This is a genomic window from Candidatus Sulfidibacterium hydrothermale, assembly GCF_020149915.1.
GTDB lineage: Bacteria > Bacteroidota > Bacteroidia > Bacteroidales > F082 > Sulfidibacterium > Sulfidibacterium hydrothermale.
The window spans coordinates 445,409-470,213 of record NZ_CP083760.1 but is presented as its reverse complement, the minus strand read 5'-3'; the positions used below and the strand labels follow the sequence as shown (position 1 = coordinate 470,213).

General features: G+C 42.4%; 15 protein-coding genes. 13 read left to right on the top strand and 2 right to left on the bottom strand.

Annotated features, from left to right (window positions below; translation table 11 throughout):
- Positions 1–8 precede the first annotated feature (8 nt).
- The 12 genes from LA303_RS01750 to LA303_RS01695 all read left to right on the top strand — a co-directional run bounded on the left by LA303_RS01750 (position 9) and on the right by LA303_RS01695 (position 21,604).
- A complete protein-coding gene (locus LA303_RS01750; protein ID WP_240526220.1) occupies positions 9–1,850 on the top strand; it encodes a proton-conducting transporter transmembrane domain-containing protein in 1,842 nt (613 codons plus the stop codon).
- A gap of 15 nt (positions 1,851–1,865) precedes the next feature.
- Complete coding sequence (locus LA303_RS01745) at positions 1,866–2,777, top strand: respiratory chain complex I subunit 1 family protein (RefSeq protein ID WP_240526219.1); 912 nt, start codon at positions 1,866–1,868, stop codon at positions 2,775–2,777.
- 10 nt (positions 2,778–2,787) lie between these two features.
- Positions 2,788–3,333, top strand: a complete 546-nt coding sequence (locus LA303_RS01740) for a NuoB/complex I 20 kDa subunit family protein (RefSeq protein ID WP_240526218.1) — start codon at positions 2,788–2,790, stop codon at positions 3,331–3,333.
- Between the two features lie 12 nt (positions 3,334–3,345).
- Positions 3,346–3,915 carry an NADH-quinone oxidoreductase subunit C gene (locus LA303_RS01735; RefSeq protein ID WP_240526217.1) on the top strand — a complete coding sequence of 190 codons (570 nt, stop codon included), beginning with the start codon at positions 3,346–3,348 and terminating at the stop codon, positions 3,913–3,915.
- 1 nt (position 3,916) lies between these two features.
- Complete coding sequence (locus LA303_RS01730) at positions 3,917–5,020, top strand: NADH-quinone oxidoreductase subunit D (RefSeq protein WP_240526216.1); 1,104 nt, start codon at positions 3,917–3,919, stop codon at positions 5,018–5,020.
- 29 nt (positions 5,021–5,049) lie between these two features.
- Complete coding sequence (locus tag LA303_RS01725; RefSeq protein WP_240526215.1) at positions 5,050–6,840, top strand: FAD-dependent oxidoreductase; 1,791 nt, start codon at positions 5,050–5,052, stop codon at positions 6,838–6,840.
- Positions 6,841–7,440: 600 nt separating this feature from the next.
- Positions 7,441–7,845 carry a hypothetical protein gene (locus LA303_RS01720; protein ID WP_240526214.1) on the top strand — a complete coding sequence of 135 codons (405 nt, stop codon included), beginning with the start codon at positions 7,441–7,443 and terminating at the stop codon, positions 7,843–7,845.
- 240 nt (positions 7,846–8,085) lie between these two features.
- Positions 8,086–10,434, top strand: coding sequence for an ABC transporter substrate binding protein (locus LA303_RS01715; RefSeq protein WP_240526213.1), 2,349 nt, complete (start codon positions 8,086–8,088; stop codon positions 10,432–10,434).
- Positions 10,435–10,487: 53 nt separating this feature from the next.
- Complete coding sequence (locus LA303_RS01710) at positions 10,488–11,573, top strand: efflux RND transporter periplasmic adaptor subunit (RefSeq protein WP_240526212.1); 1,086 nt, start codon at positions 10,488–10,490, stop codon at positions 11,571–11,573.
- 77 nt (positions 11,574–11,650) lie between these two features.
- Positions 11,651–14,773 carry an efflux RND transporter permease subunit gene (locus LA303_RS01705; protein WP_240526211.1) on the top strand — a complete coding sequence of 1,041 codons (3,123 nt, stop codon included), beginning with the start codon at positions 11,651–11,653 and terminating at the stop codon, positions 14,771–14,773.
- Between the two features lie 239 nt (positions 14,774–15,012).
- Positions 15,013–20,496: an alpha-2-macroglobulin family protein gene (locus LA303_RS01700; RefSeq protein WP_240526210.1), complete on the top strand. Its 5,484-nt coding sequence runs from the start codon at positions 15,013–15,015 to the stop codon at positions 20,494–20,496.
- 874 nt (positions 20,497–21,370) lie between these two features.
- Complete coding sequence (locus tag LA303_RS01695) at positions 21,371–21,604, top strand: hypothetical protein (RefSeq protein ID WP_240526209.1); 234 nt, start codon at positions 21,371–21,373, stop codon at positions 21,602–21,604.
- Positions 21,605–21,630: 26 nt separating this feature from the next.
- Here LA303_RS01695 and LA303_RS01690 read toward each other — a convergent pair whose 3' ends face one another.
- Positions 21,631–22,143, bottom strand: coding sequence for a glycine zipper domain-containing protein (locus tag LA303_RS01690; protein ID WP_240526208.1), 513 nt, complete (start codon positions 22,141–22,143; stop codon positions 21,631–21,633).
- Between the two features lie 38 nt (positions 22,144–22,181).
- Positions 22,182–22,682 carry a nuclear transport factor 2 family protein gene (locus LA303_RS01685; protein WP_240526207.1) on the bottom strand — a complete coding sequence of 167 codons (501 nt, stop codon included), beginning with the start codon at positions 22,680–22,682 and terminating at the stop codon, positions 22,182–22,184.
- 431 nt (positions 22,683–23,113) lie between these two features.
- Between LA303_RS01685 and LA303_RS01680 the strand changes: the two genes are divergently transcribed.
- Positions 23,114–24,790 carry a nucleoside kinase gene (locus tag LA303_RS01680; RefSeq protein ID WP_240526206.1) on the top strand — a complete coding sequence of 559 codons (1,677 nt, stop codon included), beginning with the start codon at positions 23,114–23,116 and terminating at the stop codon, positions 24,788–24,790.
- Positions 24,791–24,805: the final 15 nt, after the last annotated feature.

Sequence of the window (24,805 nt, the reverse complement as noted above, 5' to 3'; positions counted from 1 at the left end):
CTATGGAAATGATACATATAATATTTTTGATCTTTCTCGGAGGTGCGGTGATAACCTATTTCGCCGGAAAAGTAAGCAAAGCGCTTCAGGATTTGCTTTTCCTCGCTTCGGTTTTGGTACCGGCCGGGCTCTTTTTCTCGTATGTGAAAATTGCCGAAGCCGCTACCCTTTATTTGGGTGGAATTAAACTGATGTGGGGGGTAAACCATTTCAGCTGGCTCTTCTCCCTTATTGTACTTGGTTTGGGATCGCTTGCCGCGATCTATTCCGTTGGCTTTATGAAAGGAAAAGAGCGCAGAGGATATTTTTATTTCAACTTTATCCTCAGCATCATGGCCATGATGGGCATTCTGCTCAGCGTTGACCTGATCTCTTTCTTCATTTTCTGGGAAATCATGACATGGTCATCATATCTCATGACGCTTTACAGCGGAAAAGATATCCAGCGCATCGGAATCAAGTATTTCGTATTTAGCGCAATTGGCGCCTATGCCATGCTGATGGCCATTGTTATTGTACACCACATCACCGGCTCGTTCAGCATCGGACAAATGATCAATGCTTATCCCGCAATGAACATGGGAATGCAAATCACACTTCCGATTCTTTTCCTGATGGCTTTTGGCGTAAAAGCAGCCATGATGCCTCTGCATGTATGGGCTCCTGATGCATATAGCAATTCGCCAATGGCCTATACCAGCATTTTCTCCGGAGCACTTTCCAAAATGGGTGTTTACGGAATGGTTATCGTTTTGGTCACCATGGTGAATCAAATTCCCCAGGGATTCTGGTTCAGAGAAGTTATTGCCTGGCTGGGCGGTATTACTGCTGTACTCGGAACCCTTTGGGCCATTAAACAGGATGATGCCAAAAAGCTTTTAGCCTATTCGTCAGTGGCACAACTGGGATACATTATTACCGGTATTGCCATCGGTACGGAACTGGGAATGCTGGCCGGTCTTTTCCTGGCTGTAATGCACTCCCTGTTTAAAGGAACCCTTTTCATGGTTACCGGAGCGGTTGAAAAACAAACCGGAACAACCAACTTTACCGAAGTAACCGGATTAATTCGTAAAATGCCCTGGACTTTCCTGGCTGCCTTGCTGGCTATTATTGCTCTGGCAGGAATCCCGCCGTTGGGTGGATTTGTCGGGAAATGGATGTTGTACGAATCATTGATTACCAGTAATCATTACATCCTGGTTGTGATGATATTCTTTTCCAGTACAGCGGCATTCCTTTATTGTTACAAATTCCTCTTCGGATTTTTCCTGGGACAGGAAGAAAAAGAATGGGAACATGTAAAAGAAGCACCGGCTGTAATGGTAGTACCCATGATTTTAATGGGAATTGTAATGTTTGTTTTAGGTACTTTCCCCGGAATCCTTTTAAAACCCATCAATAGCGGTTTGATCGATCTCGGATTTATTGACACCTACAAACATTTATGGGACAGCTCCATTATCTTAAATGCCTGGGGCGACCAGGTTGTGCTGCAACCCATTCTTTATTATATCATTGCCATTTTCGTCTTCTTCCTGATTTTTCTCACATGGAAAGGATACAAAGAAACACGCTACGTTACAACCAAAGACATCAGTACTTCGGGTGAAGTTCCGGCTGAAGATGAAAATCTGACTTTCTCGGTAGGGTTTATGCAGCCTTTCCTTAGAGCTGTTGCTCCTGCCATGCGCCGGCAAATTGATAAATATTATACCGATTTTGCCAACGGACTTGAATCGCTTTTTGAGTTCGTCCGACGTATTTATACGGGTAACGGACAAACGTACACCGTTTATGTCATCGTGTTTGTTGTAATTGTGTTGTTATTTCAGAACGTTTTGTTCTAATCTAAAAATAGATCAATGGAAACAGTATTAATGGATATTTTAGGTGCGGTGGTCACATTTATGGTGGCTTTTGTAGTAGGGATGACCTATGGCGGGCTGACACGTAAAATTACAGCCCGAATTCAAAACAGAAAAGGACCGCCCTGGTATCAGAATTTTATTGATGCTTTTAAACTGGGATCAAAATCATCAGCCATCCATCATGGCGCTATGCATCACATGGGACCTGCTTTCCTGATGGTATCATCAGTAATGACACTCATGGTGGTTCCGGTACTGACTCACAACAACTGGTTCCCCAACCTGAATTTTCAGGGCGATTTAATCTTCCTGTTGTATATTATGACCTTTGGTCCGTTGGGAATGGCTCTTGGAGCCGGACAAACCGGTAACCCGAACTCAGCCATAGGGGTAACCCGTGGTCTGAGCCAGATGGTGGGATTTGAGATTCCGTGGGTGTTGGCACTCGTGGCGCTGATGATTCAGTATCATACCACTTCCATTACCGGTCTCATGGCTGCTCAGGAACAAGCCGGAACCTGGTTGATGTTTTCTTCGCCCTTTGCTTTTATTGCCGCAGTAATGGCTATGCTCGGAATGTTCCGGTACTCTCCTTTCGATATTGTCGGAGCACCTACGGAGTTGGCATCTGGTCCTGTATCCGAAAACGGCGGAAAGTATCTCTTTGTAATGATGTCTTCGGGTTCGGTATTCACCTTTGCCAAACTGACCCTTTATGTGGATTTGTTCATGGGCGGAGCCGATAACCTGCTGATTTTATTAGTAAAAACCTTTGCCCTTTACATGATTCCGGTATTATACGGAAATGTAAGTCCGCGTTATCGCACGGAGCAGGCAGTACGCTGGTTTTGGGGATGGCCGAGCTTTTTCGGACTGTTGGCTATTTTACAGGCTGTAATTTTTTAAATGAAAGACGATGATTAACGATAAGAATTCTCAAAAGATAGTTGATTTTATCCAGAACTGGGCACGAAAACACTCTATTTGGGTTTTGGCCTACGGAACAGGATGCGGAGCCATTGAAATTCCGCCTACTATGACTTCACGATACGACGCCGAACGTTTGGGAGTACGGGGTGCTGCCACTCCGCGTCAGGCTGATGTTTTACTGATTACCGGATATCTGACGGTAAAAACACTCAAACGGGTAATTCGGGTGTACGAACAAATGCAAGACCCGAAATATGTCATCGGCTTCGGATCCTGTACCATTAACGGCGGGATGTATTACGATTCGTATAATACCATTAAAGTACTGGATAAATACCTTCCGGTTGATGTATATATCAACGGCTGTATGCCGCGTCCTGAAGCGGTTCTTTCCGGATTTGCCCAGTTGCAAAAACGGATTGCCGAAGGCCGCGCCAACGGTGCAAAGCAATACAAAGAAAACCTGGAATGGTATCGTGCCAATCAAAAGAAAATCATTCCTAACTGGGTAATGCCTGAATATAACTGGTAAAAAAAGATCACGATGAAAGAATTGAAAGAAAATATCATTAAGCGGATAAAAGCCAACTTCGCGGATGCCGTGGAGAAAAACGACTTTCCGGACAACCGTGTGGACTTTACGGTGAAAAAAGAAACCATTCCTTCCATACTTTTTTACCTGAAAGACGAAATGGGCTTTATCCACCTGTCTCATGTAAGCTGTGTTGACTGGCTGGAAGAAGGCGAACTGGAAGTGGTTTTCATTGTATGGTCGCCAAAAGATAAAATAAAAGTTTTTGTCCGTACCCGCCTCGACAGAGATAATCCGGTAATGGACAATCTGGATATGATCTGGCGGCAATTGAATACCTACGAAAGAGAACTGCGCGAAATGTTCGGTGTTCAGTTCACCGGCCTGGAAGCTCCCGACGAATTTATCCTGGAAGACTGGCAAGGCCCGCCGCCATTCCGCCGCGACTTTGATACAGCTGCTTACGCTGAAAAGACTTTCTGGCAGCGTCCGGGACGCGAAGATGCACAAGATGTACGTGAAACCATTGCTAACCGCGATGGAGAAGAAATACCTGATTTTGCAAAAAAATACTCGAGATAAAATGAGAGAAAAGGCAACAACTTTATATATTGGGCCTCAGCACCCCGGGATTACCGGTAACATGATGGTCAAAGTGCAGGTAGAAGGCGACACCATTGTGAGAGCCCGTACCGAAGTAGGATATCTGCACCGAGCTTTTGAAAAATTACAGGAAAGAAGAAACTGGCTGCAAAGCTTTACGCTGCTGTGCCGTTTTTGTGTTCCGGAACCTGACCCGGTAGAAGAATCATACGCCCGTGCTGTGGAACTGCTCGAAGGCCGTGAAGTACCCGAAAGAGCCAAATACATCCGCGTACTGATGCTGGAACTGGCCCGTATGGGTTCGTACCTGCTGTGGTACGGCGGACAAGCCGGTTCTCTGGGTTTGTACACCATCGGCCAATGGTCGGTAGGAGACCGAAACTACATCCTCGATCTCTTTGAAGAATTGACCGGTGGCCGTGTTTACCACATGTACATTTGGCCGGGCGGCGTTCGTCGTGATCTTCCCGAAGGCTTTGCCGACAAAGTACTTCGTACCATGGATTACATGGAAAAAAGGTTGAATGATTATGATGACCTGATGTTCCAGAATACCATTTTCCAGAAAAGAACACAAGGTGTGGGTGTCATTCCTAAAGAAAAAGCCGTAGAATGGGGCGTAGTTGGTCCTGTTTTACGAGGCTCCGGAGTCAAAAGCGACATCCGTATTGACGACCCATACGAAGTATATGACAAACTGGACTTTATTGTCCCGACTGCAGAAGGCGGTGACATCTGGTCACGGGCATTGGTCCGTCGTCAGGAAATCCGCCAGTCGATCCGGATTATCCGCCAAGTCATTGAAAAAATGCCTTCCGGTGAGTATTACAACCGGATTCCCAATCCGCATAAATGGGCTCTTCCCAAAGGAGATGCTTATGCCCGTACCGAAGCCACCCGTGGCGAAGTAGGAATGTACATCGTCAGTGATGGAAGTACGCATCCGCGTCGGACCCATTTCCGTGGAGCAGCTTACGTACATGCGATTACCCTGCTTGAAAATCTCCTGGTTGGAGAGAATTTAGCAGATATCTCTGCCATCATGAATAGTTTGGGAACCTGTCCTCCGGAAATTGAACGTTAATTATCAGAACAAGACAAAAAACAAAAAATATGAGCTTTTTTGATCTAAACGGAACACTGAAACCATTAACTGCTTTAAAACAGTTTGGTAAAAGACCGCATACCATTTCGTACCCGAAAGAATCAAAGGAAGCCGCTCCGCGTTACCGGGGGCTTCACTATAACGACCTGGACGAATGTATCGGTTGCGGAAACTGTTCCACCATCTGCCAGAATGCTGCCATCGATATGATTCATATCGAAGGAATTGAAGGGAAAAAAGGAGATTCCGGACTGCGTCCCCGTGTGGACAACGGCCGTTGCTGCTGGTGTGCCCTTTGCGTGGAAGTATGTCCTACCGGCAGTCTGAGCCTGACAAAAGATTACCTGTTTGTCAGTGAAGATCCGGACGACTTTTTATGGACTCCCGGTAAAGATAACCCGGATGGCAAAGAACAAATTTCATTCTACAGCACCGAGGAAATCTCTCTCAACGTTTTCAACCGTGTTCCCATGCCGGAACTGGAAGGCAAAGAACGCGTCAAGAGTTTTGCCGAAGTGGTTCTCGGATACAGCGAAGCCGAAGCCCGTGCCGAAGCCAGCCGTTGTATCAGCTGCGGATTGTGTACCGAAGTTTGTCCGGAGCACATGCACATCCCCGAATATATTAACGCCATTGCAGCCGGTAACGATGCCGACGCATTGCGTATCATATACGACAACAACCCGCTGCCGGAAATGTGTGGTAAGGTTTGTACCCGCCGGTGCGAAGATGTCTGTGCCATTGCTACCCGTGGTGAAGCACTGGCTATTCGCTGGCTGAAACGGTATGCTACCGAAACAGCAGCCACCACCGAAATTACCCGCGAAATCGTGAATCCAGAAATCAGGGAACCCAACGGAAAAACGGTGGGAATCATTGGTGCCGGTCCTTCCGGTCTTACCGCAGCCTATTACCTGGCGCTGCGTGGTTATGATGTCACGATTTACGAAGCCAACGCCAAAGCCGGTGGAGCTACCATGTACGGTATCCCGAAATATCGTTTCCCCATTGAAAGTTTGGATAAACAGATCGAGTACATCAAGAGTATCGGCGTGAAGATTCACTTCAATACCAAAGTGGGTAAAGACATCAGCTTTAAAGAGATTTACGACAAATACGATGCGGTATTCATGGGTGTTGGATTCCCCGATGCCTGGCCGCTGGGTGTTGAAGGCGACGATGCCAAAGGCTCGATGCAGGCTTATCGTTTCCTCTACATGATTAACTCCGGCGAAAAAGTAGATATCGGTGATAAAGTCGTTGTTGTGGGTGGTGGTAACGTAGCCATCGACGCAGCACGTGTAAGCCGTCGTTTAGGTGCCGATGTAACCATTCTTTACCGTCGTCGTGTGGAAGATATGCCCGCCGACTGGGAAGAAATTGAAGGTGCTGAAGATGAAGGTGTACACATCATCCCGCAGGGAATTCCCGTCAAAATTCATAAAGATGAAAAAGGCCGGGTAAAAGCAGTAGAATATCTGAAAGCCAAAATGGTTCCGGATGATAAAGGCGGACGTCCGCGGCCGGTAGCCATCGAAGGCAGTAACACCATCCTGGAAGCCACCGCTGTGATGGCCGCTATCGGTCAGAAAGGCGATTACAGCTTCCTGCCGGAAGAGTTTACTGAAAAGATTAAGATCGAAAGAGGTCGGTTTGTTGTCAACGAAAAACAACAAACCGGTGATCCGAAAGTATTTGCCGGTGGTGACGCCGTAAACCGTACAGCTGATGCTATTTCGGCTATTGCCGACGGTTTCCGTGCCTGCAAAGCCATTGACGAAATGCTTAGTGGAAAATAATTTTTCATTCTGTAACAGAAAAGCCGGAGCAATTTTGTTCCGGCTTTTTTTATGTCCGATTTCTCCGGTTTGGTTTACTGACTATTTTTTGTCTTGTGAAACAGGTAATGCCATTGTAAATGCCGGTACTAAATCAAAATACTTTTGGTTCATTTCAATCCCAAAAGCGCATTTTGATTTTCAATCGATATTATCAGGGAATCTGTTTAATCGGCTAAAGTACAGCCATTACATTAAAAAAGGACAAACGGAACAAATATTCGGAGAACGGTTGCCAAAAGAATGGGGTTTGCCACCTCCTACTTAAGATACGACAGGACAGGATCAAACAAAAAAACACAACAACTATAACTATTATCCCATCGTACATATAAATAAAAACGAATTTATTTACCCAATTGGTAAATGATAAAGAAATTTTTGTAATTTCGTATGAAATTGTCTATATATTTAATTGTTTGAACCCAACATTTATTTTTCTGATCGAATAAATGTGGACTACTGATAATTCTGTTTATTCAATGAACAACTTTTTTATTTTTGAAATCGATAACCGGTTAATCCCTCCTTTTATAGTGAACATTAACTAACACTAAGCTCATGAAACGTATTTTAACCTATTTGTTTGCTACGCCTGTATTGGCTTTTGGATTATTTACCTTATACTTAACCGTATCCATCTTTTTTAACTTATTTGGGGTAAGAGAAAAAGAGGGAAACTATGTGTTATTCGTCATTTGGGCAAATTTTATCAGTAGTCTGGTGTATCTGTCTGCGGTTTATGGTTTTATTAAATATAAAAAGTGGACAAGTAAAATACTGCTATTGACAGTTGGTTTGCTGATTATCACATTTGTGGGGTTTCAGTTTTATATACACTCCGGGGGCATTTACGAAACCCGAACCGTTAAAGCTTTGACGGTAAGAATTGTAATAAGTCTGGTATTTACTTTACTCGCCTGTGTGAATTATCGAAAACTAAGACCCGCAAACAAAAAAGCATAGATTTGTTGTATACAAATCATCTTCAACAATAAAACCGGTTATATTGGAATTAACAATTCCATATACCCCATAATCAGTATTGTCACTAAATATCATATAGATACTTAAACAATACCTCTCCTGAAGCAAAGCAATCGGGAATTGAAAGGTGCTTTACTCCCGGTCCCGAGGTCGGAGGAGTTTTAGATTAAACCTGACAATATCTGAGACAATTATATACAGATCATAAACATTAAGCGAATGAAAAACAGAATACTCATTATTATAACAGCATTTCTTATATCCTTTTCTGCAAAGCTATATGCACAACAAACAATAACTATAGGCATAAGCAAAGATGCCGATACCGAGGAACTGAACCGTCTTGATAACCATTTAAAAGAAGAAATAACCGCATTGTTGGGGCCTGGGGTTAATGTGAAATTTAAAGAATTGAGTGCAAACGGGGAGATCGCCAAAGTAAAACAAAACAACAAGTTGTTATTAGAGGACCCTACAGTATCAATACTTGTAACATTGGGTTACCTCTCTTCGCTTGAAATATCCAAAAACAAGTCTTTTTCTAAACCGGTTATTGCAGCAAATATTCTCGATAAAGGATTGCTTGATAAGTCGATCACACAAAGCGACACAACCGGGTTAAACAATTATACTTATATCGAACCGGTTATTCAGTTGAAAAATGATGCCGTGAGATTCGCTAAGATGTTTGAGATACATGAACTTGCGGTTTTGGTACCGGAAACATTCATCAAATCAATTCCCGAAATAACGGATTATTTAAAACAAAGCAACTTACAAATCAATGTTTCGCTTATTCCGGTTAGCAACAATACGGCTTCAGTACTATCGCAATTACCTAAAAATACTGATGCGGCAATGGTTCTGCCTCTTGAAGGTTTTTCCAAAGATGAAATGGCTAAATTATTCCATAAATTAAACAGCCGACACATTCCTACTCTTGCCGTAAGCGGGGTTTCCTACTTAAACCTGGGCGCTACAGTAACATTCAGTCCGGAGTTTACATTTCAACGGTTAGCCCGTCAGATCGCTTTAAGAGTACTGAAAATATACGAAGGGACTAACCCCGCAAAACTTTCAGTATCGGTAAATAGCCAACGGGTTCCTATTGTCAATATGGCCAGTATTCGGGTTATCGGTAAATTTCCGAAGGCAAGCTTTCTCAACGAATCCATATTGCTTAACACCACCAAATTTCCGACAGGAAAAAAATTAAATATCCGTTTGGCAATAGCCGATGCACTTGAAAATAACCTACAGGGGAAAATGGCAAAAAAGGATATTGAGATTGCAGAAAAGAATGTCCGGATTGCCAAGTCGAATATATTACCGCAAGTAAGTGTTGGCGGAAATACCGTATGGCTTAGCAATAACTTGGTGGAAGCATCTATGGGACAAAGAGGCGCTTTTACGTTAACCGGTTCCGCCTCATTAAAGCAAGTGATTTTTTCAGAATCCGCAATTGCAAATATTGCCATCAACAAACTGATGCTGGACAATAAGAAATTTTATAACGACCAAACCGTTTTAGACATTATTGCAAAGATATCGGGTTCATATATAGGTTTATTGTTCTCTAAAAGCAATTTACTGATACAGAACGAGAACATTAATGCCACCATGAAAAATCTGCAACTGGCTAAAGCAAAAGAGAAAGCAGGACAAACCGGTATTTCCGATGTGAACAGATGGGTGAGTGAATTGAATCTTAACAAAATGAAATTCAATGATGCCTATACAACATACCGAACCAGTATGTATAACATCAATCAGCAGCTCAACAGCAAAATTGATAACACGATCAACATTCCTGATTCGGTAGATAAATCCATTTTGGTCAATCAGGACATCTTAACCCGGATCTTTAAAAATCCCAACCTTACGGAGAAATATGCTTCGTTCATCATCGAAGAGATGAAGACAAATTCTCCTGAGTTGCAACAACTGCAAGCTTTGGCAGAAATTATAAACAGAAAACGCAAGCTTTACAAAAAGCAATGGTACATTCCTGAACTGGCGCTGGTAGCAGGAGCCGAGCAGGCATTTATAAGAAACGGTACCATTCAACCGCCGAATATGCCTGTTCCGCCCCCACCCGACGATATGACGTATAATCTTGGTATTAGTTTGAGAATCCCCATATTTCAGGGAGGAAAATCATCGGCAGAAGCAAAAAAGTCTGTAATAGAAACGAACAAAATAAAAAACCAAAAAGATGAATTAATAAACCAACTTGAAGTAGGGATCAGAACAAGCGTACAGAAGTTAAGGACATCCTACTTTGAGCTCGAATTGTCGAAAAATGCGGCAAAAGCAGCAGAAGATAACTACAAAACGGTGCAGGATGCCTATTCCAGGGGAGCTGCCAATTCAATACAGCTAATTGATGCTCAAAATGTTATGACCCGCATAAAACATCTGGCCAATATCGCCTATTATCAATATGTGTTGGACTTTATTCAAGTGCAGCGATATCAGGGCAAATTTATTTTCTTAAGTCCTGAAGAAGAGCAAATGGCTTATACAAAAAGATTAGAGCGCTTTTTGCTGAAAAAAACAACGAATTAACCGTAATCCAAAAACAACCAAAAAAGATGTATCGCTTTCAAACAATAACAATAATGAAGAAAATAAGAATTTACCTTGTAGCACTAACGATGATTTTTCTTGTTTCATGCAAACAAAAAGTAGAAAAAACAGAGGCTATACGTCCGGTTTTTTATAAACCCGTTGCTGAAATGTCGGTATCCGGTAAGCGTACCTTTGCAGGAGTATCACAGGCGGAACATGAGGCAAAACTCAGTTTTAAAGTGGGAGGAACACTGGAAAAAATCCTTTACAAACTTGGGGAAACAGTACGCAAGGGCAAAACCATCGCCTATCTGAACAGTGAGGATTATCGCATTAACTATCAAAAAGCCGAAGTGGCTAAAAAGAATGCGGAGATTCAATTATCAAGCGCCAGATCGGCATTTAATCGTATAGAAAAACTTTATGCCAATAACAACGTTTCATTAAGCGACTTTGAAAAAGCCAAAGCACAGTACGAATCGGCCAAAGCCATGTTAAAAACAGCTGAATCGCAGCTGCGTGCAGCCCGCAATCAATTGGAATACACAAAACTAAAAGCTCCTTTTACCGGTACTATCTCAAAAATACTGGCTAAAGAAAACGAAATGATCGGCGCAGGCCGACCAGTGCTGATTTTTTCGTCGAACGGGAAGACAGAGCTAAGAACACAAGTACCTGAAAATGTGATAAAAAAAATAAAGCTGGGACAACAGGTAAAAGTCAAGTTTACGGTAATACCAGATAAAGTATTTAACGGTGTTATTTCCGAAATAGCACGGAGCACCGGTGGTGCTTCAACATATCCTGTTATCATTGATCTGACAGACAAATATGTTGATATACTGCCCGGAATGGCCTGTACCATTGAAATGGATCTCGGACAAAACAACGGATCTGAAATTGTTATACCGCCCGATGCAGTTGCTCACGACGAAGACGGCGATTTTGTTTATGTAGTCAAACATAGCAACACAAAAGGAATTTACTTGGCAAAACGCCGAAACGTTACACTGGGTAAATTGACTTCGATGGGATATGAAATAAAAAAGGGGCTGAACACAAACGATACGATTATTACTGCCGGATTGAATTTTATGTATGACGGCAGAAAAGTAAAGTTATTGAAAAACCAGTAAATGCAGAGGGTAAACAACATGGCTTTCATCAACGGTAATATTGCACAGACAGTAAAATACATTTTATCAAGAATAACATGAATTTAACAGAAATAACACTCAAAAACAACCGTATAGCAATAATCGTACTCCTTTTAGTTAGCATTGTTGGTATAAGCAACTATTTTGACCTTTCCAGAGACAGTATGCCCCCTTATACCATCCGTATAGCATCGGTTGTCACCCGTTTTCCCGGAGCTTCGCCGGCGGAGGTAGAATCGCTGGTAACAGAAAAGCTGGAAGAAGCAATCCGGGAGATGGCAGAAGTGAAAAGTATTGAGAGCGAATCGCGGACGGGATTGTCTGTAATCACTGTACAACTTAAAGATAATGTGAGTGGCGATGAACTGCAACCGGTTTGGGATGAGCTGAAAGATAAAATGAATGAAGTCAAACCAACGTTGCCAAAAAATATTGTAGGCCCCATCGTTAAAGATAAAGATATAGGAACCGTTTTTGGTATTATACTTGGCGTAGAAAGCGATGGTGTTCCTTATAACGTACTGGAAGATTATGCCAAAGAAATTCGTGATAAGTTACTGCTTTTGCCCGATGCGGCCAAAGTCAAATACGGAGGGGTCCAGGAAGAGCGGATCATTGTGGCGTTTGACGATCAGCAGCTGTCGCGTTACGGCCTGAATGTAAAACGCTTAGCCGGGATTATCTCCTCTACTAATATTTTGTATCCGGCCGGGGTGGTAAACGTGGGTAAAAAAAGAATTATTCTTGAACCTACAGGCAGTTATCAGTCAATCGAAGACTTGAAAAAAACATTAATTCCTACCGGTACCGGGTCTACCATCTTTCTGGGAGATATTGCCAATATATACAGTGACTATATTCATCCGAAGGAGAATATTGTCCGTGTAAACGGAAAAAATGCCATTGCTCTGTTTATATCCTTAAAAAAAGGAGCCAATATTGTCCGGCTGGGTAAAGAAGTGGATAAAATAATCCCCCAAATCAACCGAACTTTACCGCTTGGTGTGGAACTTGTCAGGATAGCATCGCAGGACCATATTGTAAATAAACAGGTGAATAATTTCTTAATCAGCTTATTGCAATCGGTAATCATTGTGCTTACCGTCATGCTGTTCTTTTTAGGATTTAGGACCGGTTCGTTGGTTGCAACCCTTGTTCCGATGGTCATTCTGAGCACTTTCTTTTTTATGCATTTGTTCGATTTGGGATTGAACAAAGTATCGCTTGCCGCATTGATTATTTCTCTCGGATTGTTTGTCGACAACGGGATTGTTATGGCCGAGCAGATATTGGTTCGGGTACAAAGCGGACAATCAACATTTAAGGCTGCCGTTGATTCCTGCCGGATGTTGATGATTCCACTATTGATTTCAACACTCACCACATCGGCGGCATTTTTATCATTTGCCCTGGCAGAAACTCCCATGGGAGAAATGGCATCCCCGTTGTTTTCCGTGGTTTCCATCTCTCTTCTCAGTTCGTGGTTTCTGACCTTTACCTTCGTACCTCTGCTGGCTTTGATTATGTTTAAAATCAAAATGAAAGAAAAAAAAGGGAGCTTTGTTGACCGGATGATGAGCCGGATAAACGCATGGTATAATAAATTATTGGTCAGGGTATTGACTAAGGCACAAGTTCCTTTTGTCATCCTTATCTTCGTTTTGTTTATCCTTTCAATTATTTTGATGCCGTTTCTACCGTTTAAGCTGGTACCCGACAGCGACCGTAATCTTGTAACCGTTGATGTCATATTCCCGACAGGTACAAAAATTGAAATTACGGATGCGGCTGTTGCCAAAATTGAAAAGTATATTCAGGACTCTTTGATTGTTTCTAAAAACAGATCACGCGGGGTGCTGGATTACTCTTCTTTTATTGGAGAAGGCCCGGAACCTTATGATTTAGGATACTTTAAAAATGAAGCCATATCGAGTTATGCACACATGCTACTGAATACCACAGGAGACCTTGATAATGATTATGTAATCAGGAAACTGGACAAATACTGTTTTAACAATTTCCCCGATGCGGATATTCGTGTAAACCGGCTGACAGGAGCCGGAGCATCGGGTACGCCGGTCGAAATCCGTATCTCAGGTAAAAACCCCGAAAAGTTAGCGGCTATTGCCAAAGCCGTTAAAGAAAAACTGGTACAAATACCGGGGACGAAAAATATAACAGACGACTGGGGCCCGAAAATCAAAAAACTGACGGTTAAAATCAACGAAGACAAAGCACAGCGGGCAGGTCTTACCAATATGGATATTGCAATGGCTTTAAATGCCGGATTATCTGGGTTTAAAGTGGACAACTTCAGAGAAAAAGACAAGAGCATACCTATTTACGTAAAAGCAAAAAACAGCGATAAATACGATATTGAAAAAATTGAGAGTTACAATATTTTTTCGCCGGTTACACGAAAAAATGTACAGCTTTCTCATGTTGCCAAAGTGGTAGTTGATTGGCAATTTGCAAAAATCATACGCAAAGATTTGAAACGGACAACAACCGTGGGCAGTTATCTGGAAAGCGGATATTCGGCAAAGGATATATTTAAAAGCATCGAAGGCTGGCTAAACGAACAAAAAATAAGTTGGGGTACCGGATATAATTATTCGTTTGGCGGGGAAGATGAAGATAAAAACGAGAACCTGGGAGCAATTGTCGATTGGTTGCCCCTCTCATTCGGGATTATTTTAATCCTGCTGGTATTGCAGTTTAATTCCATCAGAAAATCACTCATTGTTTATTCTACCATTCCTCTCGGAGTAATCGGTGTGGTTATCGGATGGTATATCGGGGGTACTTTTGTCAGCTTCTTCGGTATATTGGGAATTATTGCGCTGGCAGGTATTGTTATCAATAATGCCATCATACTTATCGACAGAATCGGGGGTGAAAAAGAGGAAAACCCGGAACTCTCCGAACAGGATGCAATTATAAAAGCAGCCAATCATAAATTCCGTCCTGTAATTTTAACCACCCTGACCACTTCGCTGGGAATGTTACCCTTGTTGATTAGTGGCGGCTTGCTATGGCAGCCTTTGTCTTTGGCTATTATTTTCGGTCTTACTTTCGGAACCGTTATCATCCTGTTGTACGTTCCTGTTGTTTATGCCCTGTTGTTTAAAGTAAAGTTTGATGATTATCAATACGACAAAGCAAAAATAGAGGAGTAATACCGGTCAGGATACATACAACTTTCAATACCCGTTTGATACCCAAAAAACAGTCGGAAAATAAAGAAACCTTTTTATTTTAACTTCTTCAGCAAATTCCTTTAAATTGGTTTGCCTGACTATTTTTTTATCTTTGTGATATATTGTTTCTTCTAAAAAAGATAAAACAATTCAAAAGTCCCACAGATACAGAAATATTTGTTTTAAACCTAAGAAAAGAATAAAATAAATTTAACCCCATGAAAACTTTTTCTCAGAGAATTCTACTTCTTTTTGCCGTTTTATTTTTTGCCGCTTGTGGCAACCAAAAAAACCAATCAGTACAGGAAAAACTCATTGCCAGTTATCCATCCGGTAAATATTTTCAGCCCGATGCGGCCCTGACCATCACGTTTACCAAGGTACCGGAAAAGCTGAAAGACTTATCTTCCGTAAAAGCTGCCTCCATTATTACCATTCAACCGGCAGTAAAAGGAAACATTTACCGGGTATCGGAAAAAACCATCGTTTTTCAGCCGGAAAAAGCACTGGCTTTTCACCAAAAATACGAAGTAACCCTTCATTTGGACAAATTATTCAACCATCCCGACAGGAAAACTTTCCGCTTTAGTATTCAAACCCTTCCGCTGGAATTATCGCTGCAGCTGCGACAGATGACCCCCTTCAAGGTAAACAGGAAAGCTTACGCCCGTGTTTCCGGTGACATCTACGCTTCGGGATTTGTTGATGCAGCCAAACTAAAAAAATCTCTTTCGGCTTTTCAGGCAGACAAAGCATTGCCGGTTCGAATATCGGAAATTAATAACCGTCACTTTATGGTTACCGTGGACAGCATTGAACGAACCGACCAGCCTCAAAAAATAAAAGTCGTTTTAAACGGGAAATCTTTGGGAGCCCCTGTCGTTCTTACCAAGAGTTATCTGGTTCCGTCGGTAAAGAAATTCATGTTTTTGCAATACAACCTGATACAAAAACCCCAACTGCATCTTGAACTTGTCTTTTCCGACCGTATTGCACCTCAGCAAAATTTAAACGGTCTCATTTATTTTGCCGACGGGAAACCGCTGGATTTAAGTGTAAAAGACAACACGGTCAATATTTACCCGAAGACACAACTCAACGGAAGACATAAACTGATCATCAAGAAAAGCATCCGGAGTGTTCAGGGTTACACTTTAATTCGGGATTATGTTCTGAATCCGTATTTCAAAATGGCTCCGCCACAGGTTCGTTTTATCGGAAAAGGAAATATTCTTCCCGGAAAAGAAAAATGGATCATTCCTTTTGAAACCATTAACCTGCAGGCTGTTGACGTAATTGTATTTAAAATCTTTGCCAATAATGTTCCCCAGTTCTTACAGGACGACGATTTGTCGGAAGGCGATAACTGGACCCTGCGTCGTGTGGGCGAATACATTTACCATCATCACATTGTTTTGGCCGATAAGAATGAAAAAGCAGATAATAAATGGAAAAGCTTTGCCATAGACCTGAGTAAAATGGTCCAGGCCGATCCGGGCGCCATTTACCGGATCAGTTTGCGTTTTCGCCCGTCTTATTCCCTATTGGAATGCAGTAAAAACGATACTGCAGAAACCTCTTTCGACAGTACAGCCTATTATGCTTCTTCCTATTACTATCCGGAAAATTACCGGTGGATGAACCGTGATAATCCGTGTGACATTTCTTATTATACATCCAACCGTTTTAAAACCAAAAACTTCCTGGCTACCAATATCGGACTAACGGTAAAAAATTCAGGGCCTCATGATTTTCTCATTTTTGCCCGCGATCTGATTTCAGCCAAACCGCTGAACAAAGTCAAACTGACCCTCTACACCTATCAAAACCAAAAAATAGCCTCGGCCGTTACCAACCGGCAAGGAGAAGCAAAAATAACTGCCGACAAGAAACCTTTTCTGCTCGTTGCCCACCAAAAAAATCAGTTTGCTTATTTGAAACTTACCGGCGGCGATGCTTTATCGTACAGTAAATTCAATACTTCCGGAACAAAAACGGAAAAAGGGTTAAAAGGAATGATTTTCGGCGAAAGAGGCGTATGGCGTCCGGGAGACACCCTATTCTTAACTTTTGTCATGCAAGACAATCAGAAAATCTTACCCGCTGATTTTCCGGTGAAATTCTCGGTTTACAATGCACGGGATAAAAAAGTTTTTACCCGTGTTTCGACCCGGGGAATCAATGGTTTTTATGTCTTTAAAATCCCTACTACAACAGATGCACCTACCGGAATATGGCGGGCTGTGGCTAAAGTGGGAAACCACCGGTTTACGAAAAACCTGCGAATAGAAACCGTTTTACCCAACCGTTTGAAAATTAATTTTATCGCACCCGGAGACCGGTTTACTCCTGAAAGCAGTCCTTATATGACCTTACAGTCTGTTTGGCTAAACGGAGGAATAGCATCCGGATTGAAAGCTTCCGTTACAGAAAATATGACCGTGACAAAAACCCGGTTTAAAGGATATAAAAATTATGTTTTTGATGATCCGGCAAAGGTCTTTTCTCCGGAAGAAGAACCGGTTTTTGAAGGAAAACTGAACAATGAAGGGAAAGCCCGGTTTAAAATTGACCTTCCGGAAAAATCCGGTCTCCCGGGAATGCTGAGACTGACTTTCGTAGCTAAAGTATTTGAAGCCGGCGGCCGGTTTAGTATCGACCAAAAAAGCTTTTTGTATGCTCCGTTCCGCACATTTGTGGGCATTGCATCTCCCGAACCGGGAAACAACGGCTATCTCGAAACCGGAAAACCCCAGAAATTTAAAGTAGCGACTGTCGATTTTGCCGGACACAAAGTTTCGGTAAAAAAACTGAAAGTGGAAATTTATAAATTAGACTGGAGCTGGTGGTACAACAGCAACAACAGTAATTTGGCCTCTTATATCAGCCGGAACTACAAGAGCCGGATAACCAGTAAGATAATTCATACCAGTAACGGAACAGGAAGCTTTACCTTCCGGGTAAATTATCCGCAATGGGGCCGCTATTATATCCGGGTTTCCGACCTGAAAGGAGGGCATAGCACCGGAACCATCGTTTATTTTGACTGGCCTTCTTCTTATGGCCGGAAAAACCGTTCACAGGGTGATGCTACTTTACTAAGCCTCTCAGCCGACAAACCGGTTTATCATCCCGGCGACGAAGCGGTAGTCAGTTTCCCCACTCCTAAAGGTTCGCGGGTGCTTGTCAGCATGGAAAAAAACAACCGGATTTTAAAAACATGGTGGAAAGATGCCGTGAGTACCCAAACTTCCATCCGGTTTAAGGTGACCAAAGCAATGACGCCCAACATTTATATTTATGTTTCGGTAATACAACCTCATCTGCAAACACAAAATGATTTGCCTATCCGTGCTTACGGCGTCATTCCGATAAAAGTGGAAGATCCGAAAACTTTTCTTTATCCAAAAATCAGCATGCCCGACAAGCTCAAGCCGGATCAGCCATATCAAATTACAGTAAGTGAAGCCCGTCATCGTAAAATGACGTATGTACTGGCTGTTGTAGACGAAGGTTTATTGGACCTAACGCATTTTAAAACCCCGTCGTTACACGATTATTTTTACCGGAAAGAAGCACTGGCCGTGAATACCTGGGATTATTATAACGATGTTATCGGGGCCTACGGCATCCGGCTTTCTCAGGTTTTTGCCATCGGCGGGGGAAATTCTGTGCGCGAATTGGGACGTAAAAAGCTCAACCGTTTCCATCCGGTGGTTACATTTCTGGGACCTTTTACTTTGCCAAAAGGCAGCAGAGGGCAAACCCACAAGCTGAAGATGCCCAATTACATGGGAGCTGTACGGGTTATGGTCATAGCCGGAAATGGCCGGGGAGCCTATGGCAAAACAGAAAAAACCGTCAAAGTAAAACAACCGCTCATGGTATTGGCTTCCATGCCGCGTGCACTTCAGCCCGGAGAAACCATGAACTTGCCGGTGACCATCTTTGCACTGGAAAAATCGGTTCAAAAGGTAAAACTGCAGGTTTCCGGAAATGCTTTATTTTCCATACAACCCAAAGAACAAATTGTTGATTTTCAGCAACCCGGTCAGAAAATAGCCTTGGTACGGGTAAAAGTAAATTCCCAAACCGGAACGGGGAAAGTAATGATCCGGGTAAGTTCAGGAAATGAAAAAGCATCTTATACCGTAACCGTTCCTGTTCGGAATCCCAACAAGCGGGTATATCATACCAAAAACTATTCGCTGGATGCCGGACAAACCGTCCGGACAAAACCGGATCTTGTTCCCGGGACTTCTGCCGGGAAGATGGCTTTTACCGTTTCAAAAATTCCGCCGGTAAATCTGGAAAAACGGTTACAGTACCTGATTCAGTATCCGTATGGTTGTATCGAACAAACGGTGTCATCGGCTTTTGTTCAGCTGTACCTGAACCGGCTCACCCAGCTTTCGGGCAACCAGCAAAGCAAAATTGAAAAGGATGAGAATCACGCAATTCAACAGCTACTGGAAATGCAGGCCTATAACGGCGGATTCCCCTACTGGCCGGGCGGAACCACCATCAGTGACTGGGGCACCAGTTATGCCGGAAACTATCTGCTTTTGGCCAAAGAAAACGGATATTATGTTCCGGCCGAAATGCTGAACCGATGGATCCTGTACCAGCAAAAAACAGCCAACGAATGGAGCGGAAAAACAAACCGGTATGGCCGGTATATCGATGATCTCAATCAGGCTTACCGTCTTTATACACTGGCATTGGCCGGAAAGCCGGCGATGAGTGCCATGAACCGGATGCGCGGGATGCAACACCTCTCTTCGGCAGCTCTTTTACGACTTGCTGCAGCGTATGCTTTACTGAATGAACAAAATGCAGCCAAAATGCTTTTACAGCAGGTAAAAAATTCACCAAAGGAAGAAACCAACGATTGGGATATCAGTTTTGGTTCTACGGTTCGTAATGAAGCACTGGCCTTGGAAACCTGGCTTTTAACCGGAAACAAAACCAAGGCTTTTCCACTGTTTACCGATATTGCCGGAGCATTGGGCAGCGACCAGTGGATGAGCACACAAACCACGGCTTACGCGCTGTATGCCGTAGCGCTTTTTGCCGGAAACCAGTCCGGTGAACAATCCTTTACTTTCAAATGGAAATACGGGAACACCAAAGCCACTGCACAAAGTGAAAAACCGGTTTATCTGAAAACGCTGACGCCGCAACCGGGGAAAACGCTGTCTGTTCAAAATACATCACAACAAACCCTGTTTTTAAATGTGGAAACATCCGGAATTCCATTGCCCGGGAAAATAGTCAATGAGCAGCAAAACCTGCGGCTAAAGGTGACTTATTATGACATGAACGGACATGCCATTTCTCCTGAAGACCTGAAACAAGGAAAAGATTTTTATGCTAAAGTGGATGTTTTTAATCCTACCCTGAGAAATGTAAAAAATATGGCGTTGACCTTTGTAGTTCCTTCGGGATGGGAAATTTTAAATACCCGCATGCTGGATGTAGGCAATAATCTGCACTCTTCGTCATACGATTATCTCGATATTCGTGACGATCGTGTAAACATTTTCTTCTCTTTGGATTACAAAAGCAAAAAACATTTTTACATTTTGTTGAATGCTTCCTATCCCGGAACCTTCTTCCTTCCGCCGGTAAGTTGTCAGGCTATGTACGACCATTCGATACAAGCCACAATGGGGGGTGGAACCGTGAAAGTAAACAACTAAGGATGTTTGGATGTGAGGATGGAGGATTTTCGATGTGGAGATGGAAGGATGGAGGATGTGTGGATGTTCGATGGAAGGATGTTTGATGTTTTATCTTTTGGTGGAAAAGGGTCATTGGGAAAGGATGAATGATGAGTGTAGAATGATAACCGGTGAATAGGAAAAAGTCACTGGTCATTAGTGATTGGTTGATTTTTAGTGTTTTAGTCGTGTTTTTGCTGCCATCCTGAACGAAGCGTAGCGAAGTGAAGGATCTCAAAAATAATTACAGCCGTTAATAGAGATGTTTCACTGCGTTCAACATGACAAAACAGTTGGCTTTTGGAGTTGTCATTTGCTCTTTTGTTTTTTAGGATTTCAAACTTGGTCATTAGTCATTGGCCATTGGGAAGGACGAACAATAATCGACGGATATTTAATCGTTGATCATCAATATTTTACCGTGTTTTTGCTGTCATCCTGAACGAAGTGAAGGATCTCATAAATAATACAGTTGTTAATAGAGATGTTTCACTGCGTTCAACATGACAAAACGATTGGCTTTTGAAGTTGTCATTTGTTCTTTTGTTTTTTAGGATTTCCCACTTTAGGCACTTCTAACTTTAGGCACTTGAAGTACTTAAAGTTTAAAGTGTGAAATACTCAAAGTTAGCCAGGTATTTATCTCGTGCTTATAACTAATCCCGAAGGGATTAAACCAGAATAACCCTGTACGAAGTGCAGGGAAATAAACCCATCAGAAAATCATAACCCCGAAGGGGTTGAACACTGGCATCTGAATAAATTCAGCGTCAATGATAATAAGTCGTCCCTACGGGACTCCATTACACTACATCTTCGGTGATAATTCATCGTCCGAGCGGATGCTCAAACGATGAAAGAGGCTGTTAAACGAGATGCTTCGCGTTGCTCAGCAGGACATACCGGTTGGTTTTGGGGATTTGAGATTTTTTGTCATTTGCTTTTTTGTTTTTTGGGATTTCCCACTTTGCCATTTCAAACTCTGGTTATTGAGAATGATGAACCAAAAAGAGCGGGCTTTTCCGTAACCATTTTGACATTAATAACACAATTTGGCATAAAAAAATCAGGTGCAAAAAGCATCTGATTTTTTTATTTCTGCAAAAACAGCTTTTATTTCACGGTATAACCTTTTCCTTCCATACAGGCAGAAAAAGCCTTTTTAAAGCTATCCATCAGTGCCTTTTCTTTGGCTGCTGCCTGCTGGTTATAATGATGTTGTTCCATCTGGTCGCCAACTACTTTGGCTCTTCTGCCCCGCAGGCCGCCCAAAATAGCGCCGATGGCTGCTCCTTTTCCGGCATCACCAGCGATAGCGCCAATAGCGGCTCCGGCAGCAGCGCCCCCGGCTGCTCCAACCACAGCCGTTCCATCTGGCGAACGATCGGCTTGTTTAGCCTGCACTTTGGGAGGATTTATCGGATCAACACCGGTTTGTTCTTTGGCCCATTTGTAACATTTATATTCATCTAATTCCTGCCGGTCTTTGTCCTGCCCTTTTGACGGAAAAACATACAGCCCCAAGCCTTTTGCTATGGTGTTGTTGGCGGCTTTATTTTGTGCTTTAAGAGAAGAAAAACCAATCAAAAAGAAAAAAGCCGGTAAAATATATTTTATGTTTTTCATAATGGAAAATATTTTGATTTACAAATTAAAAATAGAATTTACAGATCAGCCGGATTAACAAAAACATATCCCAACTGCTGTAAAGCATCTGCTTCATCGTAAAAAGTATAACTCTTAACGATTTTCCCGTTTTTGACTTTATAAATGGTGTTGGCCCATAAATTGACAGTCTTGCCGTCTTTGAAAACAATGTGCAGTTCTCCCCAGTTAGAAACCCAGTCACCGTAATTAACACCGTCTTTTATGGTCATGGCCACACTCCGCGATTTATTGTAATGGATACTTTTGTACAGATGCTCTACATTGTACTTCCATTGTTTCAGTGCCTGCTGCTTATTAATGGAATCGCCGTATGCCGGGCCATAGCCCCAATAATGATCATCCAACAACGAAGCCATGGTCTTATAATCAAGGTTTTCAACCGATTGAACATATTTTTCCACGACTTGAATGTTTTGAACGGCACGGCTGTTATTGTTCGAAGAACAACCGATAAAAAAGGGCAATGTGAACAGAAAAATAATAAACAACTTTTTCATACAAATAAATTTTGTTTGTTACAGATTTTCTCCATTTCAGGGATGCTCATGTGCTCCCGAAATTTTTGTTTTCCGGATTCCGGAAATCCCACAGACTTCCGTTTTTTTATTCCTTAGCAAAGTTACCGAAAATAATAATACCTCTGAAACAGCCTTTTTTACAGACGATTTTCCGAAAAAACAAAACGGCATTTAAATCAGATATCCATAAGAAAGTTAACCCTTTGCAAGAAACGTTAAAAAAACCAAAACCTGTAACAGAACAAACAAAAATTGGCATCCTTTACAGTAAATTTCTCTACTTTTGCTTTTTAACCTCTTCAAAAGAAGACATAATAAATTATCCCTGATGGTGAGTCATTTCATCTACCGGTGAAATTTTACCCTGTCGGGAACCGGTCTACGGACCGCAAAATAAAAATTGAAAACAAATGAAAAAATTAAAAGAGTTTACCGTTTATTGCGAAAACACCAAAACGGAAAAAAAATATCCTTTCGGGACAACCTTAAGCGATATCATTGAAGACCAGAAAGTGGATATCGGAGAAGACATCCTTGGTGCCATGGTCAACAATACGCTGAAAGAGTTGGATTATCTGATTTACAAACCTAAAACCGTCCGGTTTATCGGTTATAGCCATCCGGACGGACAACGCATGTACACCCGTTCGCTCTCCATGGTCCTTTTTAAAGCTGTGGTCGACTTGTATCCTAATTACAAATTAAAAATCGAACATACCGTTTCAAAAGGATTATATTGTGAGCTGGAAGGACTTTCTGTCAATGGAAATCACGAAGAAGTGGTGGACAAACTCCATCAACGGATGCGTGAAATCATCGAACAGGATATTCCGTTTGAACGGGAAGAATTACGAACAGAGATTGCTTTACGGATCTTCGAAGAGTTTGGGCTGGAAGATAAATGCACACTGATGCGTACCCGCAAACAGTTTTACAGTTCAGTGTATAAGCTCGATGATGTAATCAACTATTTTTACGGTTATCTGGTCCCTTCAACCGGTTATCTGAAGAAGTTTTCTCTGGTTAAATATTACAAAGGGATGTTGCTGGTTTTGCCTAAAAAAGACAACCCGGATGAGCTGGAAGAAATCATTATTCAAAACAAACTGTTTGATATTTTCCAGGAATTCAAAGAGTGGGTGGAGATTATCGGAGTTCCTTATGTAGGCAGGCTGAACGAGCTAACACTGGAACGGAAAATCGGCGATATTATCAAAGTATCAGAAGCTTTACAAGAGAAAAAACTGGCCTGCATTGCCGACATGATTCAAAAAAGGGAAACCGCCCGTGTGGTCTTTATTTCCGGCCCGTCATCATCGGGGAAAACCACTTTTGCCAAACGGTTGGGAATACAATTAAAAGTTATTGGTTTTCAACCGGTAGTTATTTCCATGGACAACTATTTTGTGGATCGCGAACTCACCCCGCGTGATGAAAACGGAAATTATGATTTTGAAAGTCCGCATGCGCTGGATATCAAGCTCTTCAATCAAAATATATTGGATCTGCTGGCCGGAAAAGAAATCGATCTTCCCAAATTTTCTTTCCAGGAAGGAAAACGGTATTACGATGGTACCAAACTGAAAATGGAAAAGAACAGCATCATTGTGGTAGAAGGTATTCATGGATTAAATCCGGAAATTTCGGCGATGATTCCAAAAGACCGCAAATTCAAGGTATATGTTTCTGCTTTAACGCCACTGAGCATTGATGCCAACAACCGGATTCCCACTACCGACAACCGGCTGATACGCCGCATGGTACGCGATTCAAAGTACAGAGGATATTCGGCACTGGAAACTTTACAACGCTGGCCCAGCGTACGGAAAGGAGAAGAAAAACATATTTTCCCTTATCAGGAAGAAGCCGACATTATGTTTAACACGGCCCTTGTTTTTGAATTGGGGGTTTTAAAACGTTGGGCCGAACCATTGTTACGCGAAGTACCGCCGAATGTTCCGGAATATTCTGAAGCCCGCCGGCTGCTCAAATTCCTCTCATACCTTGTTCCTATCAATGCAAGGGAAATTCCCCCCACCTCTATTCTTCGCGAATTTCTGGACGGAAGCAGCTTCCATTATTCTTAAGCCAAAAACAACCAC

Excerpts from the sequence above, each read along its gene's own strand:
- LA303_RS01750 (WP_240526220.1), top strand. The coding sequence starts at position 9 with ATGATACATATAATATTTTTGATCTTTCTCGGAGGTGCGGTGATAACC.
- LA303_RS01745 (WP_240526219.1), top strand. The coding sequence starts at position 1,866 with ATGGAAACAGTATTAATGGATATTTTAGGTGCGGTGGTCACATTTATG.
- LA303_RS01740 (WP_240526218.1), top strand. The coding sequence starts at position 2,788 with ATGATTAACGATAAGAATTCTCAAAAGATAGTTGATTTTATCCAGAAC.
- LA303_RS01735 (WP_240526217.1), top strand. The coding sequence starts at position 3,346 with ATGAAAGAATTGAAAGAAAATATCATTAAGCGGATAAAAGCCAACTTC.
- LA303_RS01730 (WP_240526216.1), top strand. The coding sequence starts at position 3,917 with ATGAGAGAAAAGGCAACAACTTTATATATTGGGCCTCAGCACCCCGGG.
- LA303_RS01725 (WP_240526215.1), top strand. The coding sequence starts at position 5,050 with ATGAGCTTTTTTGATCTAAACGGAACACTGAAACCATTAACTGCTTTA.
- LA303_RS01720 (WP_240526214.1), top strand. The coding sequence starts at position 7,441 with ATGAAACGTATTTTAACCTATTTGTTTGCTACGCCTGTATTGGCTTTT.
- LA303_RS01715 (WP_240526213.1), top strand. The coding sequence starts at position 8,086 with ATGAAAAACAGAATACTCATTATTATAACAGCATTTCTTATATCCTTT.
- LA303_RS01710 (WP_240526212.1), top strand. The coding sequence starts at position 10,488 with ATGAAGAAAATAAGAATTTACCTTGTAGCACTAACGATGATTTTTCTT.
- LA303_RS01705 (WP_240526211.1), top strand. The coding sequence starts at position 11,651 with ATGAATTTAACAGAAATAACACTCAAAAACAACCGTATAGCAATAATC.
- LA303_RS01700 (WP_240526210.1), top strand. The coding sequence starts at position 15,013 with ATGAAAACTTTTTCTCAGAGAATTCTACTTCTTTTTGCCGTTTTATTT.
- LA303_RS01695 (WP_240526209.1), top strand. The coding sequence starts at position 21,371 with ATGAAAGAGGCTGTTAAACGAGATGCTTCGCGTTGCTCAGCAGGACAT.
- LA303_RS01690 (WP_240526208.1), bottom strand. The coding sequence starts at position 22,143 with ATGAAAAACATAAAATATATTTTACCGGCTTTTTTCTTTTTGATTGGT.
- LA303_RS01685 (WP_240526207.1), bottom strand. The coding sequence starts at position 22,682 with ATGAAAAAGTTGTTTATTATTTTTCTGTTCACATTGCCCTTTTTTATC.
- LA303_RS01680 (WP_240526206.1), top strand. The coding sequence starts at position 23,114 with ATGAAAAAATTAAAAGAGTTTACCGTTTATTGCGAAAACACCAAAACG.